This window comes from Sessilibacter corallicola (assembly GCF_021290925.1).
Classification (GTDB): domain Bacteria; phylum Pseudomonadota; class Gammaproteobacteria; order Pseudomonadales; family Cellvibrionaceae; genus Sessilibacter; species Sessilibacter corallicola.
Genome location: NZ_JAJSLX010000001.1, coordinates 1,289,966 through 1,307,056, shown reverse-complemented (window position 1 = coordinate 1,307,056; position 17,091 = coordinate 1,289,966). Strand labels below are relative to the sequence as shown.

14 protein-coding genes are annotated in these 17,091 nt (G+C 45.3%); 2 read left to right on the top strand and 12 right to left on the bottom strand.

Features of this window, described 5'->3' with window-relative positions:
- The first annotated feature begins 113 nt into the window (after window positions 1-113).
- A complete protein-coding gene (gene pspF / locus LU361_RS05475; protein WP_233087805.1) occupies window positions 114-1,169 on the top strand; it encodes a phage shock protein operon transcriptional activator in 1,056 nt (351 codons plus the stop codon).
- Here pspF and LU361_RS05470 read toward each other — a convergent pair.
- A complete protein-coding gene (locus LU361_RS05470; protein WP_233087804.1) occupies window positions 1,166-1,903 on the bottom strand; it encodes an RICIN domain-containing protein in 738 nt (245 codons plus the stop codon). The two genes, pspF and LU361_RS05470, sit on opposite strands and share 4 nt — an antisense overlap.
- A gap of 259 nt (window positions 1,904-2,162) precedes the next feature.
- Here LU361_RS05470 and LU361_RS05465 point away from each other — a divergent pair, with 259 nt between their 5' ends.
- Window positions 2,163-2,723: a cupin domain-containing protein gene (locus LU361_RS05465; protein WP_233087803.1), complete on the top strand. Its 561-nt coding sequence runs from the start codon at window positions 2,163-2,165 to the stop codon at window positions 2,721-2,723.
- Between the two features lie 33 nt (window positions 2,724-2,756).
- On the opposite strand, the gene LU361_RS05460 is transcribed toward LU361_RS05465, so the two are convergent.
- The 11 genes from LU361_RS05460 to LU361_RS05410 form a co-directional block, all read right to left on the bottom strand.
- Window positions 2,757-3,272 (bottom strand): TIGR00645 family protein, encoded by a 516-nt coding sequence (locus tag LU361_RS05460; RefSeq protein ID WP_233087802.1) that lies wholly within the window; start codon window positions 3,270-3,272, stop codon window positions 2,757-2,759.
- 269 nt (window positions 3,273-3,541) lie between these two features.
- On the bottom strand, window positions 3,542-4,777 hold the full coding sequence (gene sstT, locus LU361_RS05455) for a serine/threonine transporter SstT (protein WP_233087801.1): 1,236 nt from the start codon (window positions 4,775-4,777) through the stop codon (window positions 3,542-3,544).
- A 41-nt stretch (window positions 4,778-4,818) separates the two neighbouring features.
- Entirely contained in the window at window positions 4,819-5,784 is a 966-nt protein-coding gene (locus LU361_RS05450) for an ABC-2 transporter permease (RefSeq protein WP_233087800.1), read from the bottom strand.
- 2 nt (window positions 5,785-5,786) lie between these two features.
- Entirely contained in the window at window positions 5,787-6,659 is an 873-nt protein-coding gene (locus LU361_RS05445; RefSeq protein WP_233087799.1) for an ABC transporter ATP-binding protein, read from the bottom strand.
- A complete protein-coding gene (locus LU361_RS05440) occupies window positions 6,656-7,018 on the bottom strand; it encodes a GntR family transcriptional regulator (RefSeq protein WP_233087798.1) in 363 nt (120 codons plus the stop codon). The genes LU361_RS05445 and LU361_RS05440 overlap by 4 nt, the downstream gene beginning before the upstream one ends.
- Before the next feature lie 13 nt (window positions 7,019-7,031).
- Window positions 7,032-7,898, bottom strand: a complete 867-nt coding sequence (locus tag LU361_RS05435) for a GIN domain-containing protein (protein WP_233087797.1) — start codon at window positions 7,896-7,898, stop codon at window positions 7,032-7,034.
- Between the two features lie 124 nt (window positions 7,899-8,022).
- Entirely contained in the window at window positions 8,023-9,510 is a 1,488-nt protein-coding gene (gene ubiD, locus LU361_RS05430; RefSeq protein WP_233087796.1) for a 4-hydroxy-3-polyprenylbenzoate decarboxylase, read from the bottom strand.
- A 300-nt stretch (window positions 9,511-9,810) separates the two neighbouring features.
- The gene (rho, locus tag LU361_RS05425) at window positions 9,811-11,070 is read right to left on the bottom strand and encodes a transcription termination factor Rho (protein WP_233087795.1); all 1,260 of its coding nucleotides are present in this window, start codon (window positions 11,068-11,070) and stop codon (window positions 9,811-9,813) included.
- 695 nt (window positions 11,071-11,765) lie between these two features.
- Entirely contained in the window at window positions 11,766-12,092 is a 327-nt protein-coding gene (trxA, locus tag LU361_RS05420; RefSeq protein WP_233087794.1) for a thioredoxin TrxA, read from the bottom strand.
- Window positions 12,093-12,242: 150 nt separating this feature from the next.
- Window positions 12,243-14,348, bottom strand: a complete 2,106-nt coding sequence (gene ppk1 / locus LU361_RS05415; RefSeq protein ID WP_233087793.1) for a polyphosphate kinase 1 — start codon at window positions 14,346-14,348, stop codon at window positions 12,243-12,245.
- Window positions 14,349-14,636: 288 nt separating this feature from the next.
- Complete coding sequence (locus LU361_RS05410; RefSeq protein WP_233087792.1) at window positions 14,637-17,003, bottom strand: hybrid sensor histidine kinase/response regulator; 2,367 nt, start codon at window positions 17,001-17,003, stop codon at window positions 14,637-14,639.
- Between the last annotated feature and the right edge of the window lie 88 nt (window positions 17,004-17,091).

The following is a 17,091-nucleotide window of genomic DNA, read 5'->3' as shown; positions in this document are numbered from 1 at the left end:
GGTTTTTAACTCGTTGTTTTTAAAGGAATAAATCGATATTCAAGATGCTAGGCTGGTCTTTTGAACTTGTTTTTGGTTAAATTTACTAAAGTTTTCACCAAAAGGTGGTTTATATGGCCAATTATGACCAGGGCCAGCAAAAGGCACTGGGCCAGAGCCCGCTTTTCTTGGATGCGCTTGATCATGCATCTCGCTTGGCTCAGTTAGATCGACCGGTGTTGATTCTAGGTGAACGGGGGTCGGGTAAGGAATTGATTGCACATAGAACCCATTTCCTCTCTCCTCGATGGGAAGAGCCTTTTATAAAGGTGAATTGCGCCGCGCTTTCAGAGAGTTTGGTTGAATCGACTCTGTTTGGTCATGAGGCGGGCTCATTTACTGGGGCGACAAAAGCTCAGCAAGGCTTTTTTGAGCGCGCTGGCGAAGGTACGTTGTTTTTGGATGAGATCGCCACGCTTTCTTTGCGTGTACAAGAAAAAATACTTCGTGTTTTGGAATACGGAGAATTCGAGCGTATCGGCGGCCAAAAAACATTGCACACACAAGCGAGAGTGATTGGTGCAACCCACGGAAATCTAAAAAGAATGGCCGAAGCTGGCGAATTTCGATTGGATTTACTCGATCGCTTAGCGTTTGATGTTATTCATGTGCCACCGTTGCGACAGCGTGGTGACGACATACTGTTGCTGGCGGAACATTTTGCCGTGAGTTTTGTGCGCAATTTAAATTGGGATTATTTTCCAGGATTTTCCGAAACTGTCGAAAATGAATTGTTGGAATATGCTTGGCCTGGAAATATTCGTGAGCTGAAGAACTCTGTAGAGCGGTCTTTATTTCGTTGTAAAAATCCCACCGATCCGATTCAAGAGGTGGTGTTAGATCCGTTCGAAATTCCTTGGTCTGATACTACGATTAATTCCGATGTTCATCATGCGTCAGAAATTAGTCCGTTGGAATCCGCATCAATAAACAATAAAAATATCGAAAGAGTAACGCCATCTGCTGTTGATGAATTGTCTTTGAAAGGCTTTAAAGAGCGGCGAGAAGCTTGGGAGAAAGAGCAAATACTCGCTGCTATGGACCTAGCTAATCATCATCAAGGCCGAGCAGCAAGTATTTTGGGATTAAGCTACGATCAATTTCGCGTGCTTTGGCGTAAGTTTAATTAGAGTGGAATAACGATAGGAATGATACGTTCAAGGATAACTTGGCCGCCTTCTGGGTTCTCAATAAAATGGGTTTGGCCTCGAAGAGAGCAACTCTCAACACCAGCAAAAAAGCTATCTTCTACTATATTTCTAGTGCCGAAACTTCCACAAGTAGTCATTAGAGCTAGCGATTCTCCGGTGAAGGTTGGGCATCTGTTGCCTTTATGAAACGAAATACTATTTCCCGATGACGTATCTAAGTCCCATTCTTGTGATCCAGAACCATCGCAAGAAGAAAACAATAAGGATTCTCTGTAACGAATTGATCTGTCTAGAATTCTGCCATTCGCTCTGTCGCAGGCTGTTACACTCAAAGATGAAGGCCAGTCTACTTCTGTAAGGCATTGCCCCAAATAATTTTTTATTTTTTTATTCGCGTAGGTAAAGCGTTGAGTTATATCGTTGGTGTCGCAATCTTTAAAAAGTACCCCGTTAGCTCCGTCTAATCTTGGAAAGAAAGTTTCTAGCTCCGTTGTAGGTATTGGGTCTTCTGCGCTGAATGTTGATGCTATACACGCAGGGTTGTCAATTGAATGAAAAATGAAATTTCTATGGGCTAGTGGAAATCTTACAACTCTAAAATTATCCAGATTTATTTTCATCATGAAATCGTCAGCAATATTGACTGAGTTGTTTGCCTGTGTATTAACGGTGGTTAATAGCGTTATGGCTAAAATTAGGAGCAGTATTTTCATAGAAACAGTCCATGTTGTGTTGATGTTGGGAGTTGAGTGATCTTATCCCCTTGGTAAAATTGAGCAATTACCTGAAAGTTGTTTTTGTAGGCACTAAAGTTATTCTTACTGCTTAAGTAGTGGTGAATGATTGTTATTGATTGAGAGTTATCATAAATACTTATAGGCGTGTTTGTACCTTTATACGAATACAAATACGCCATTCATAGAAGCGAGCTTTTTGAGAGAAATTTTTACATTAATAAAATTTGGAATATTTATGTTATTAAAAATTTTGCTGGTTTTTATGAGTGCTTGCCTGTTGGCGGCTTCTGCCCACGCTGAAAAAGCACTCTCTAAAGATCAAATTATTGAGATATTAGACTTAGAGGGTCATTTTGAAGGCGGTTATTTTAGACAGAGTTTTAAAGCAAATCACCGAGATCGTGTTGCCACTGAGCGGGGAGAGCGGTCTACGTTAACCACCATCTATTACATGTTAACCCATGATAATTCTGTTGATCACTTTCATACGAAATATTCAGATGGAATCGAGTATTTCCATTTGGGTTCGCCGATTACTTATCATTTGATTCACCCTGATGGTCGTTATGAAAAAGTGGTGGTTGGTCCAGATATCGCTAACGGCCAACAGTTGCAATTGGCCGTTACTGGTGGAACCTTTAAAGCGGCTGAGCTTACCGAAGGTGAGTATGGCTTGGTGAGTGAAGCGGTGGCGCCAGGTTGGGAAATGGAAGATATGGTGTTGATCACTAAAAAAGAGTTGCTTAACAAGTTTCCGCAGCACAAAGAGATTATTGAAAGACTAGCGCACGATTAGCTTGATAACCGCGCGCTTGAAAGTCGTGAGAACTTACTTTGAGGTTTGATTTTTCTTAGCAGAAATATAATCGGTGAGTGCGAATAAAACACCAGATACAACAAACGTCATGTGAATCGCGATTTTCCAGCCGATAATTTCTGTTGATTCGCTTTCTCCGCCGATAAAGGATTTTAGTAATTCAATGGCGGAGATGGCGACAATGGCGCCAATCAATTTTAATTTCAGTTCAGAAAATCCTACCTTGCCCATCCAATCGGGGCGGTCTTCATGGTTATTAAATTCTATTTTCGAAACGAAACTTTCGTAACCACTTAAGATAATAATGAACAATAAGCTTGCGATTAATGTGGTATCTACCAGGGTTAAAATCGATATGATCACTTCACTGGAGCTGAGCGTGAAAAGTTCAGCAACAAGAATGTAGAGTTCTTTGAAAAATTTGGCGAGTAGGGCCAAGGTTGCCACGATTAATCCGAGAAAAAATGGCGCTAACAACCACCGACTTCGAAAAAGTACGGATTCTATAAACAACTCTAATGCTTTCATTAATTTGCCCTAAATCTGAGAGACCAAAAAGAAGAACAGTATTCTGACAACTTTAAAATGCAAAACCAAGACCGAAAGAGCATAACGATATTACCCCTTACTTATTGAGGGTTGTATAAAGGTGTGTCTCAGTTTTAGTGGGGGAAATTGTTGGTTCGAGGTTGCTTGGGCAATATATTGGTTAATGGCGGCAGTAAAAAAACAGGCTAACAAACGTTACTGTGTTTGTTAGCCTGAGTAATCCTAAAAATCTAAACGGGTGTTAGGAATTAACTTTTGTCGGAAGAATTTAATTCCAGTGTATCGCTGCAAGAGGCGGTAAAGACGACGTCGGTGGAGCTGTTCAATGCGGTTTCTGCTGAGTCTTGAACCACACTAATGACAAAGCCAATGGCAATGACTTGGCTTGCCACATCGCCGCTGATGCCGAATAGGTTGCACGCCAGAGGAATCAGCAACAGAGAGCCACCCGCAACACCGCTGGCACCACAGGCCGAAACAGCGGCAATAATGCTCAGCAATAGCGCTGATACAAAACTGACTTCAATGCCGAGGGTGTTGACCGCAGCGAGCGTCATGACTGTGATGGTAATGGCCGCGCCTGCCATATTCACGTTTGCCCCCAGTGGAATCGACACTGAATAAAGCTCTTCATTTAATTTCAAGCGTCTGCACAATTCCAAGTTGACTGGAATATTGGCGGCGGAGCTGCGTGTGAAAAATGCGGTAATACCACTTTCTTTTAGGCAGGTAAAAATCAGTGGATAAGGATTTCTTCTGAGTTTCACGAATGCAATCAGAGGGTTCACCACTAAAGCCACCAACAACATAGACGCCAGCAGCACGGCGAGTAAGTGAACAAAGTTTGTCATTGCTCCCAACCCAGTTTGAGCCACAGTTTTGCACACAAGCCCAAAGACACCAATCGGTGCCAAACGAATCACCCAGCGAGTCAACGTAGAAATCGCCTGAGCGCAATCACTCAGCAAGGTTTTTGTGCTCTCGGCTGCGCCACGCAAGGCAAAGCCCAGAGCAATTGCCCAGGCGACTAGCGCGATGTAGTTGCCGGTAACCAGTGCGTTGTTGGGGTTATCGACAATCCGAAACAGAAGATTCCTCAGCACTTCTTTCACGTCATTGGGCGGATTGATGTCGCCTGCTGAGTTGTTCAGGATCAATTCTGAGGGAAACGCCATGCTCAGCACTACCGCGATGAACGCTGCGCTAAATGTGCCTATGGCGTACAGAGAGATGATAGGGCCAAAACTCAGGCTGCTATTTTGCGATCGAGTCGCGATAGCGGTTAACAGCAAGGTGAATACTAGGATCGGTGCAACTGCCCGTAAGGCACCGACAAAAAGCTCACCAAATAACCCCAGGGCAACACCGACTGACGGAGCAACGCTGCCGACGATGGCACCGAGAACGATGCCGAGTGCAATTAATACAATGAGGTATTGGTTAAAAAAATTACTCAGAGGTGATGTTTTTATTGTCTGTTCCATGCAATTCCTTCGGTTTTCCGTCGGCTTGCAGGCACGACGGGTTAGATTTCAAATCGATGCTTTCTGAGCCAAATACAGGCAAAAATAATCAGTGCGCCAAGGCTTATATTGATGACGAAGTCTACGGCATTCCTTGCAAAATGATGAAACAGAAAACCGCCATAGTTTGCGGTGAGTCGTTCAAAAACTTCCGACTCGATGATCGGGAAGTGAGTGATAAACCAAGACACAACAAAATAAGAATCGGCGATAATTTGCTCAGCCAAAGCGGCGGCCAGCAACGGAATAATCAGCCACAAATAGGGTAGGCGTTTTGCGATTGCAGAAACCAGCATGGTAAACGCAAGTACAGGAATGCCTTTCACAAAGCCCAAGCAGTAACCCGTCAGTGGGGTGATGAGGTAGGTCAGCAGCCAGTTGTTGTCGCCGAGTGAGCGCACTAAGTCTAGATCGTTGGCGGCGTAATACGTAGCGTCCAGTACCAGCAGTGTTGCTAAGAAAAGCCAGCCAATGAAAAGTGATACAAGCGGGAAGGAGATAACGGCAAAGAAAAACTTCGACAACACCTGTTCTGTGTCGGAAACGGGTAATGACTTCCAAAACAAAATACTCGCGTCTTTTCGATCGCTGTATAAGCTTGTGGATAAATAACACAACGCGCCGATCCAGCCGAAATTGATAAACAATTCCAGCATCGACAAACCGCTTAAATTGTCGTGGCCATCGAATTTGAAGTGAACGTTTATGTCGTCGTCTTCGGATTCAGGTTGCTCGGTTTTGGTTTCGTCCAGCGGTTGGGCGCCATCGCCAAAATTTAAAACGATGCCTTGGTTTTCACTGCTGAAAGGGGATTCGCTGACGGTGGTTTGTATGTGATCGCTGATTTGGGTGAGCAGAATAATTGCCAACGAAATAAACGTCACCAGCAATAGCGGTAACCCCAGGAGCCAGTTTCTTGATTCCCAGTATTCCCGTCGAAGGTGCATGGAGAAATTTTGAGAAAGCATGGTTAGGTTCCGAGGGATTGATAATTGGAAGCAAACTTGGCGACGAACAGATTCGAAAGACTGGGGGTGTGAAGCGTGCCGAGTTGTTCTAGGTCTCTCGGATTTTGATTTTCAAACAACATAATCGTGTCGCCCAAATTCTTTCGCTCATTGATTGGTTTGAGCGAGCGCGCTAGTTCGATGTCTTGCGGGGCAACAACAACTTCCGAGTAGTGTTGACCGATATCATCAATGGGTAAATTGAGCGCGATTTTGCCGCGATTAATAAAGACGATGTCGGTCAGGATGGTTTCGATTTCTTCGACTTGGTGTGTGGTTATGAGCACGGTTCGCGTTTCATCGAAAAAGTCATTGAGCAATTGCTCGTAAAATTTTTGTCGATAAATAATATCCAAACCCAGCGTTGGCTCATCGAGCAACAACAATTTTGCGTCAATGGAAATAACCAACGCTAAATGCAATTGCGTGGTCATGCCCTTTGATAGGCTGCTTACTTTGGCGTTGGGGGCAATGTCGGTGTGTGCCAAGAAACCTTCGGCTTTGTGGCGGTTAAAGTTCGGGTGTACTTTTTCTAAATAATCCAACAGCTGGCGGCTGGTGATCCATTTGGGTAGCACTGCGGTATCGGCAATGAAGGAAATATCTCGCAATAATTCTTGGCGATCTTTGTAGGGGTTTTTGCCGAGTATTTCTAATTCGCCCTGAAATCGGGCCAAGCCTAATAAGCAGCGAATGGTGGTGGTTTTTCCGGCGCCGTTGGGACCGATAAATCCTAAAATTCTGCCCGGTTGAATGTCTAACTGTTCGATGTCGACAACGGATTTCCTGCGGTAGGATTTTTTTAGGTTCCGAATTTTAACGATTGGAGCGGTCATGATTGCTCCTTAAGTAAATGGATGAGGTCGTCGGGTGAAATATTGAGTTGGTCCATACGTGAGGCAAGCTGAGGTAATTCTTCGCAAATAAATTTATCGCGTTCTACTTGTTTGAGTTTATTCTGAGCCCCGGATACAACGAACATTCCGCGCCCGCGTTTTACTTCCAAAACACCTTCGTCGACAAGTTCTTGGTAGGCTTTGCTGACGGTCAAATGATTCACTTTTGATTCGCTCGCAACCTGTCGAACCGAAGGCACGGCTTCGCCTTCTTTAAAGTGACCATTTAAAACCTGTGCGGCGACTCGATCACGCAGCTGGCGATAAATAGGCTGTTGATCATTCCAGTGTTCTTGCATGTTGCAACCCGGCCTAAAATGCCTTGCGCACAAACCCGGTACCAAAAATACCGGTATTAATGTTTGGGTTGCCGTAGTAAGTCACGGTACCTGAGCCCGAGGTGTTCACATCGAGATTTTCCATCACATTAACCAGAGCGTTGGCGGAGCCGGCAATGGCGATTTCTGCCTCGTGAATTATGACATTGGCGGCGTCGAACAAGCCTGAGCCGGATAGTTGAATGGCTGAGGTATCGACTTCGCCCACTTTATCGATGTAAACACCGGCGCTGCCAGAAATGCTCGATTGAAGATGATTTGCCTGAATCGAATGGACGTTGATTTGACCAGTGCCGGATAGGGTTAAACTTAGGTTTTCACTGATCAGTGTGTCGCCGTGTATTTGGCCGCTGCCTTGGCTCACCAGTTTTAATGAATTCGAGCGAATGTTGCCGAGGTGTAACTGGCCGTCGCCACTTCTCGATATTTTGAGCGATTCACCCGTGAGTTCTTCGACTTCAGCGTAACTGACACTTTCAAAGGTAAGGCGTTTTAAGGATTTTGCGCCGACTTCAATGGTCACCGGTAACAGTCCGCCGGTTTGGCTGCTGATGCTTAACTTGCCTTCAGCGTATTCCGCGGCAATGAGTGAGAGTACTTCTTGGGGGCCCGTGGCACGAACGTATTCATGATTGCCTTGTATAACTTTTACTTGGTAGCCCTGGCTGATTTCGAGTTCTTGGATACCCGATAGTTGGAACGATTTGCTGTAGAGGTTGGATTCGCTGGCGTTTGCCGACCAAGACACGCCTGCGCAAACCATGCATGCGAGGATAAATTGGAATAGTACCGACAGGGATGAATCTTCGTGGATGATGTTGCGGCTTTGATGCCCAAACATAACTCGCCTCAGTTTCGTTTGATATGGTGTTATATATAACTATAACACCATATCAGGTCGAGGCAAGCGCTTTTTGTGATCAGCTTGATCGTATGTTGGGCAAGTATTTTCTAAAAAGTGCGGTTTAGGCGTCGAAAATCCCCAGCTCGTCCCAAATTTCATCCACTTTTTTCTTAATGCTCTCATCCATTTCGATGGCTGTACCCCATTCGCGGTCGGTTTCACCGGGCCATTTGTGTGTCGCGTCCATGCCCATTTTTGATCCCAAGCCAGAAACCGGAGAAGCAAAATCGAGGTAATCGATGGGGGTGTTTTCAACCAAGGTTGTGTCGCGGGCGGGATCCATGCGTGTGGTAATGGCCCAAATAACGTCGTTCCAATCGCGCGCGTTAACGTCATCATCGGTGACAATCACAAACTTGGTGTACATAAATTGACGTAAAAACGACCACACGCCCATCATGACTCGCTTGGCATGACCGGGATATTGTTTCTTCATAGTCACAACGGCGAGCCGATAGGAGCAGCCTTCTGGCGGCAAATAAAAATCGACAATTTCCGGGAATTGCTTTTGCAATATTGGAATGAAGACTTCGTTTAGCGCCACTCCAAGCACTGCTGGTTCATCGGGTGGACGGCCGGTGTAAGTGCTGTGATAAATCGGTTTTTTGCGGTGGGTGATGCGATCGACGGTGAAAACCGGGAACGAATCGACTTCATTGTAGTAGCCGGTGTGATCGCCAAAGGGGCCTTCGTCGGCCATTTCACCTGGCGCGATGTGACCTTCTAAAATGAATTCTGCCGAGGCTGGAACCTGAAGGCTGTTGCCCAAGCATTTCACAACCTCAGTTTTTCCACCTCTCAGTAAACCTGCGAAAGCGTATTCGCTGAGCGTATCGGGAACCGGTGTTACCGCACCTAAAATGGTAGCCGGGTCGGCACCAAGGGCGACCGAGACAGGGAAGGGCTCGTCGGGATTTTCTAATTGCCAATCGCGAAAATCCAAAGCGCCGCCGCGATGGCTCAACCAACGCATGATCAATTTGTTCTTACCAATTAATTGCATGCGGTAAATGCCGAGGTTTTGTCGTTCTCGCTGTGTGCCTCGGGTGACCACTAGAGGCCAAGTAACCAGGGGCGCAGCATCGCCAGGCCAACAGGTTTGAATCGGCAATTTATTGAGGTCGACGTCGTCGCCTTCAATAACCACTTGCTGACAGGGCGCTTTGCTGACTTGCTTGGGTCCCATATTCAATACTTGCTTGAATATCGGCATTTTACTCCAGGCGTCTTTTAATCCTTTGGGCGGTTCTGGCTCTTTTAGAAAGGCGAGTAGTTTTCCTACTTCTCTCAGTGCCTCAACATTTTCCGCTCCCATGCCCAGAGCAACACGCTCTGGTGTGCCGAACAAGTTGGCGAGTACGGGAATGTCACTGCCGACTGGGTTTTCAAATAATAATGCGGGACCTTCTGCTCTTAAGGTTCGGTCCGCGATTTCGGTCATTTCTAAATTGGGGTCTACTGGTTGTGATATCCGTTTTAGTAACCCTTTTTGCTCAAGGATTCGGATGAAGTCTCTTAAGTCCTGATATTTCAGTGGTTTTTCATTCATGATCGGGCAGGTTAAGGCAGCTTAAAAAAATAGACGTTACCACAGGACGCCGTTGTAATGTTGGCGTTTTTTATCGCTTATCAGATCGAAGAATGTCAATTAATAGCTATTAATGGCGTGGCGTTTTGATGAGTATTGTTGACTCGTGATTTTTCGATTGTGGGGAGAAATACGTAGAAGAAGTGTTTTGAGATGAATTGCAGGTAGGGAATCTGAGCAGTCAGTCGCAATAAACTTGCTCCCCCATTTGGGCAACAAGTTTATTGATGTCTGTATCTTTCTTTTTTATTTACGGCGCAATTATTTACGCTTCATAGAAAGGAAGAACTCGTCGTTGGTTTTGAAGTTTTTCAATTTATCGACAAGGAATTCTGTTGCTGCAACATCTTCCATATCGTGCAATAACTTACGCAAAATCCAAACACGTTGCAGTTCGTCTTCTTTCATCAACAAGTCTTCACGACGTGTGCCGGAGCGGCGAACGTTGATTGCAGGGTAGACGCGTTTTTCAGCAATCTTGCGATCGAGGTGTAATTCTTGGTTACCGGTTCCTTTAAATTCTTCGAAGATAACTTCGTCCATTTTTGAACCGGTATCGATCAAGGCGGTTGCGACAATCGAAAGGCTGCCGCCTTCTTCGATGTTACGCGCCGCACCGAAGAAACGCTTTGGTCGCTCTAGGGCGTGAGCGTCAACACCGCCGGTGAGAACTTTACCGGATGAAGGAACAACGGTGTTGTAGGCACGTGCTAAACGGGTAACTGAGTCTAATAGGATTACCACGTCTTTTTTATGTTCGGTTAGGCGTTTGGCCTTTTCGATAACCATTTCGGCAACTTGAACGTGGCGCGATGGTGGTTCATCAAACGTTGATGCAACAACTTCGCCGCGCACTGAACGCTGCATTTCGGTTACTTCTTCTGGACGTTCGTCGATGAGCAAAACAATGAGGTGACACTCAGGGTTGTTGCGGGTAATCGCTTGAGCGATGTTCTGCATCATGATGGTTTTACCGGCTTTCGGCGGTGCTACGATCAATCCGCGTTGGCCTTTACCAATCGGTGCAATCAAGTCGATGATTCGGCCGGTTAAATCTTCTGTTGATCCGTTACCAGCTTCTAAGATTAAACGCTGATCTGGGAAGAGCGGGGTAAGGTTTTCGAAGAGAACTTTGTTGCGCAGTTTTTCAGGTTTGTCGAAATTAATTTCGTTAACTTTTAACAGTGCGAAATAACGTTCACCGTCTTTAGGTGGGCGAATCTTTCCGGCAATGGTGTCGCCCGTTCGCAAGTTGAAGCGTCGAATTTGGCTCGGCGAAACATAAATGTCATCTGGACCTGCAAGGTAAGAACTGTCAGCAGAACGCAGAAAACCAAAACCGTCTTGAAGGATTTCTAGAACACCATCGCCGTAGATGTCTTCACCGCCTTTTGCGTGGCGCTTCAGAATGTTGAATATGATGTCTTGTTTGCGAGAACGGGCAATATTTTCAAGGCCCATTTCGGTGGCAATATTGATAAGTTCTTCAATGGGTTTCGTTTTAAGGTCTGTAAGATTCATAGGTTATTGAGGTCTAGAGGATGGGGCACCTGAGTTAGAACACAGTGTGAGTTGGTTAATGATCAGCCGCACTTAAGCGTTTATGGGTTAACTTGTTAAAAATCAAAAACATCATAAAGGGCTAAAATAAGCAGCAAAAGGCTCGATCTGTTCAGTCGTTAATGAGTGTAGCGTTTAAAGTACATCTTTAATTCGAAACCATAGGTAAATCATTGCAGGCTTTTAATCTAAATAGGTAATTGGCGACTAAAGGCGAGTTACTGAATGGGTTACCGAGAAACCTGGCAGTGGTTATGATGATTCCGACTAACGAGTAATTACCAGTCATAATTACGTGTTGTTTGTGGGTATTATTTTAAAAACGATTAAATAGTACCGACACCATCAATTGTAATCATTGTGACTATTGCCCAAATATTTTTGTGTGCTTACGGCCAGGGTAGTTTGAAGGACGAGAAAATAGTTTGTAAGACAGTTAACCGTTGTCATCCATTAGAGTTGAAAGGTATGAAAGAGTTAGCTGAATGCCTGCAAACTTGCGGTAAGACGTTATAGATTGGGCTAAATCAACGTCAGTATAGCGATAATAATTCGAAAGTGCAAAATGCCATAGGTCAAATAAACACAATTACCTGTGAGTAATTACATTAAAAAGACAGATGGCATTGCGAATAAATTTATTCGATTAGGCTAACTTAAAGCGCTGCGTCAATAAAGTCGACTAATTGGCTTTTTGATAAAGCACCAACTTTAGTTGATTCCAAATTAGCGCCTTTAAAGATCATCAGTGTTGGGATACCACGGATATTGTACTTAGCTGGAGTGTCTTTGTTGTTGTCGACATCCATTTTACAGATTTTAATCTTGCCTTCGTATTGGGTAACCAATTCATCAAGAATCGGGGCAATCATCTTACAGGGTCCGCACCAAGCAGCCCAGAAATCTACAAGAACTGGACCTTCTGCATTCAATACTTGTTCTTCAAAAGTCTCATCAGTAACTTGTACGATGTTTTCACTCATGTTTCATCTCCGTAAAAAATTCTGCGTGCTCTCTGATGGGGAATTATTGTAAGGCACGGATCATAAGGATTGACGGACCTAAGAACAAGTGTGGTCGTACCACTCGATGCCCGCCGATTTGATCATGCCTTACAGTGTTGGGGTTGGTAATTAATTTTTCAATGCTTGCAACAAGCGACTTTGTACCCCGTTTTCTAATTCTTCTTTGTCGTCTACCTCATAATCACCGTCGACATTGAGGGTCCAGCTTTGGCTTTTGTCCTCTAAATAAGCTTCCAAATCGTAAAGAACGCGATTGGCGATGCTCGGTGACTGTAGCGGGAAACACACTTCGACACGACGGTTCAAGTTGCGTTCCATAAGATCAGCAGAGCCACAGTAAATCGATGGCTCGGCATTGGCAAAGTAATAAGTACGGGTGTGCTCTAAGAATCGTCCAATAATTGATTTAACTCGGATATTGTCAGAAACACCAGGTATTCCTGGGCGCAGGCAGCACATTCCGCGAATGATAAGATCAACCGTGACACCGGCTTGGCTGGCCCTCAATAATGCGCGAATAACATCGGGCTCTGTAAGGCCATTGGCTTTCATGATGACACGGGCTTTTTTGCCGGATTTTGCCGCTTCGATTTCTTGATCGATCAGCTCGATTAACCCAGCTTTCAGAGTGAACGGTGCGTTCAGTACGCGTTTTATCCGCTCGATTTTGCCCATTCCAGTCAATTGCTGGAATACCTTATGAACGTCTGCACACAGGTCTTCATCGGCAGTGAGTAGTGTGTAGTCGGTGTAAAGTCTGGCCGTACCTGCGTGGTAATTACCGGTGCCGAGATGAGCGTAACGCTTGAGCTTTTTGCCTTCGCGGCGGACGATGAGAATCATCTTTGAGTGCGTTTTGTAGCCGACCACACCGTAAACCACCACCACGCCAGCAGCTTGCAGTTCAGCGGCTAAAGCGAGGTTTTCTTCTTCGTCAAATCGGGCGCGAAGCTCGACAACCGCCGTAACTTCTTTACCGTTTTTTGCCGCTTCCAACAGGCTTTGTACAATCGGGGAGTTATCACCTGTGCGATAAAGCGTTTGTTTTATCGCCATAACGTCGGGATCTACCGCGGCTTGGCGCAGCAAATCGACGACAGGATTGAACGATTCAAACGGGTGCAGCAGCAAAAAGTCTTTCTTTGAAATTGCACTGAAAAGATTTTTGCGCTCGCGCAACGGCCTTGGCGTACCAGGTGTAAACGATGGATACAAAAGATCTGGGCGATTAACAAGGCTTGGAACTCTCATCAATCGTTTTAGGTTTACCGGGCCTTGCACTTGGTACAGATGTGAGTGATCTAGATTGCATTTTTCCAGAAGAATATCGATCAGCGGTTGAGGACAATCATCGGCGACTTCTAGGCGGACCGCGCGGCCAAAACGGCGAGAGGCCAGCTCGCCCTTGAGTGCCAGCGCCAGATCGGCAACCCCTTCCATATCGACATCCAAATCGGCGTTACGTGTGATGCGGAATTGATAGCAGCCTTTGACGGTCATGCCCGGGAATAATTTGTCGACATGGGCGTGAATCATTGACGACAAGAAGACAAAATTGTCGCCGCCATCGCAAAGCTCATCGGGTATTCGAATAACGCGATCCAGTGATCTGGGCGCCGGGACGATGGCAAGTCCGGTTTCTCGGCCGAAAGCGTCTTTCCCTTCTAGGGAGACGATAAAGTTAAGGCTTTTATTCACCAACAGTGGGAATGGGTGTGCGGGGTCAAGCCCAATGGGGCTGCTGACAGGAACAATGTTTTCTTTAAAGAACTTTAGCACCCAAGATTTTTGCGAATCACTCCATTCACTGCGGCGAATAAAGCGAATGTTTTCTTTTTCCAGCTCGGGAATGAGTAGCTCATTGAGAATTTGATACTGGCGCTCTACTAATGGGTGACAAACGCTTTGAATTTCTTCGAGTACTTGCTCGGATGTTCGGCCATCTAAGCCAACTTTGTCCTGATCTAATTCGATACGTGAAAACAAACCGGCGACTCGAATTTCGAAAAACTCATCGAGGTTGGAGCTGAAAATTAGCAAAAACTTGAGTCGTTCCAACAGTGGATGCCCAGCATTGAGTGCTTGCAGAAGAACCCGCTGATTAAACTTTAAATGACTTAGCTCTCGGTTGATGTAATAAGTGGGATTATTTAAATCAATATCTTCGTGATTTTTCATGTGGGATTTAGGAGCAGCGGATTTTGTTTTCGACATTGATGGGCCTTGGGGTAATTCTGTAATCTTTTGGCGTAAAAACATTCTCGTTGAGCTGGTGCTGGCGTGCCGTAATCCAGCGAGAATTTATTTATTGCGGGCCAAATCTTGAACTGAGAATAACGGTTTTTGCAGGGCTTGCAAGCGCAAGTTCGTACCGGCCAGTTGATGCAATTTACGTAATTAATGTGTGATTAATTCGTCATCGTAGTTTGCCTGTATGACAGAAAAAGGACAGCCAAGAGAAAGGATGTTCCTTCAAATTAGTATGGCTGATCAAAAGTTTCGTCAAAGACTTCTTTCCGTGTGCGTTAACCCTAATTGTTTTAAGGTATTGGAAAGGCGATCCAAGCTCATGGGTTTGGAGAGAAAATAGTTCATTCCCGATGCGATTACCGCTTCCCGATGCTCTTCGAGAGCATGCGCAGTTAATGCAATGATAAATGCGGTCGGAAGATCGCTATTCTTTTCAAACTCACGAATTTTCTTGCTGGCTTCAAAACCGTCCATGACCGGCATTTCGCAATCCATGAAGATGAGGTCGTACGGGCGATCAGTATTCGACTTAACCGCTTCTAAGGCTTCTTTGCCGTTGCCGACCAAATCCGGTGTTGTTTTCAGCCGATTGAGCATGCCTCGAATAACCATTTGATTAACCTTATTATCTTCGGCCACCAAAATTTTTAAATGAGATAAATCAGGTGTGTAGGTATTTAATTGTTTTGTGGCTATTGAATCGTCGATGACGGCATTGTTAGCGACTTGCTCCAGCTTCGATTTAAGTTGGCTCGGTACAACGGGCTTGCGCAACCACGCCGAGATTCTTGAGCTGCGCATTTCTTCTTTAGAGTACGGGCAGTCTTCGTTTGATAACACCAGGATAGGGCAGGATTTACTGAGTGAGGGCACCACCGATTGAGCGACTTCACAGCCGTGTGAGTTCGGCCATTGGTGATCGATAACAAGAACGTCAACGGATTTACCATAACCTTCGGTGGCCAGTAAGGCCGCTGCGGTTTCCGGGAGAGCGGATTTAACCTCCATTCCCCAATGGCGCGACAGGTTGGTTAATGTCTGAATTAATTGAGGGTTGGGAAACATCAGCAGTGCATTCTTGCCGGATAATACCGAATCAGAGGTATCGGCAACTGAAATGTCATTCACTCGTTCAAATTCTGCGGTAAACCAAAATTTAGAGCCCTGGCCGTATTGGCTCGACACGCCAATATCGCCGTTCATTAATTTCGACAAATGTTTACAGATTGCTAAACCTAAACCGGTGCCGCCGTATTTTCGAGTGGTTGAGTTGTCGGCTTGATTGAAGGAATCGAATAACTTTTCTTGGACGTTTTGCTCAATACCGATTCCGGTGTCGGTGATGGAAAATTCTATTTTGGTTGTTGTGTCGTTGATATTTACAGTTTTGGCATCAAAAAAGATGGTGCCTGATTCTGTAAATTTAAACGCGTTGCCAAGCAAATTGATGAACAGTTGGCGCAGGCGAGTGGGGTCGCCTTTGAGTTGCGTGGGAGTATCAGTGGCTAAATAGCTGATGAGTTCGATACCGCTGTGATTGGCCGGAGACGAAAACAGCAGTAGGCAGTCTTCCATCAGTTCTTGTAAATCGAATTCAATATTCTCAAGTACCAATTTGCCTGCTTCTATTTTAGAGAAATCTAAAATGTCGTTGATAATATCCAGAAGGCTTAGGCCCGATCGATGGATAACATCTAAATAATGGCGCTGATTTTGGTTGAGTTCTGTGTCTCTTAATAATTCGACCATGCCAATCACGCCGTTCATTGGCGTACGAATTTCGTGGCTCATGGTTGCTAAAAATTGGCTTTTCGCCCGATTGGACGATTCAGCAACGGCGGCGATGCGCTGGGATTCAAGATTGGCCTGCTTTTGCGCGCTGAGGGCGTCTTCAAATTCCTGGCGTTGTTGAATGTCTCGCAACAAATTTTCACGCATGTTGTTGAAGGCGTTAACAATGTTGTCGAGTTCGTCTGATTGCCGTTCCTCGTTTTTCGCACGATTCAGTTTTAGCGGTGCTTGTAAATTATTGATGTTTACTTGCCCTGCGAATCGAGCAATGGTCTCCATGTGTTGGGTGAGTAATGTTCTGATTAGGCTTAGCAGCAACCAAGCGACAAAAAATGTTTGAACTGCTTGCAAGGCCGCAGTCACGATTGCGCGATTGACAACACCGTCGTGTAGGTGTTGGAGGTCGGCAGTGATGTTGAGAATACCGAGTTGTTTTGTGCCGCCTGCGGGGTCTTCATGGGTCAGATTAAATTGTTGCGTCCAAACTGAATGTGACAAGTGCTCCTCAATTTGGGCTAAAAAAACACGATCTTTGTCGTTCCAATCGCGCCAGTTCAATTCTACTTTGACGACGTCTTCTACTTGCAAGAGGTTGTTGACCTGAATCTCAAGTTGCTCTGCATCGAATTTCCACAGACTTTCCGAAATGGCCGGTAGGGCGCTGACCTGAACCTGGTTAACGCGTCGTGTCAAAGCGCTTAAATCGTTTTGATAACCGATGTAGACATCGACCAGCGTGGCAATTAAGGCAATGCCCGATGTGACAAGCACAATCAGGGTGAGTAACCGAAAAACAATGGAGTTTTTCCGAGTCGCTTTCGTGCTCATAAATTAATGTTGAGAAATGTGGAAGTTCGTAGTTGGCGCGCAACGTCATTTGACCCAGTTGTACTGGTTCTAATGTTGATATTCAAGA

Bases quoted from the DNA above. Each gene is read 5' to 3' on its own strand.
- pspF (WP_233087805.1), top strand. From the start codon at position 114: ATGGCCAATTATGACCAGGGCCAGCAAAAGGCACTGGGCCAGAGCCCG.
- LU361_RS05470 (WP_233087804.1), bottom strand. From the start codon at position 1,903: ATGAAAATACTGCTCCTAATTTTAGCCATAACGCTATTAACCACCGTT.
- LU361_RS05465 (WP_233087803.1), top strand. From the start codon at position 2,163: ATGTTATTAAAAATTTTGCTGGTTTTTATGAGTGCTTGCCTGTTGGCG.
- LU361_RS05460 (WP_233087802.1), bottom strand. From the start codon at position 3,272: ATGAAAGCATTAGAGTTGTTTATAGAATCCGTACTTTTTCGAAGTCGG.
- sstT (WP_233087801.1), bottom strand. From the start codon at position 4,777: ATGGAACAGACAATAAAAACATCACCTCTGAGTAATTTTTTTAACCAA.
- LU361_RS05450 (WP_233087800.1), bottom strand. From the start codon at position 5,784: ATGCTTTCTCAAAATTTCTCCATGCACCTTCGACGGGAATACTGGGAA.
- LU361_RS05445 (WP_233087799.1), bottom strand. From the start codon at position 6,659: ATGACCGCTCCAATCGTTAAAATTCGGAACCTAAAAAAATCCTACCGC.
- LU361_RS05440 (WP_233087798.1), bottom strand. From the start codon at position 7,018: ATGCAAGAACACTGGAATGATCAACAGCCTATTTATCGCCAGCTGCGT.
- LU361_RS05435 (WP_233087797.1), bottom strand. From the start codon at position 7,898: ATGTTTGGGCATCAAAGCCGCAACATCATCCACGAAGATTCATCCCTG.
- ubiD (WP_233087796.1), bottom strand. From the start codon at position 9,510: ATGAATGAAAAACCACTGAAATATCAGGACTTAAGAGACTTCATCCGA.
- rho (WP_233087795.1), bottom strand. From the start codon at position 11,070: ATGAATCTTACAGACCTTAAAACGAAACCCATTGAAGAACTTATCAAT.
- trxA (WP_233087794.1), bottom strand. From the start codon at position 12,092: ATGAGTGAAAACATCGTACAAGTTACTGATGAGACTTTTGAAGAACAA.
- ppk1 (WP_233087793.1), bottom strand. From the start codon at position 14,348: ATGTCGAAAACAAAATCCGCTGCTCCTAAATCCCACATGAAAAATCAC.
- LU361_RS05410 (WP_233087792.1), bottom strand. From the start codon at position 17,003: ATGAGCACGAAAGCGACTCGGAAAAACTCCATTGTTTTTCGGTTACTC.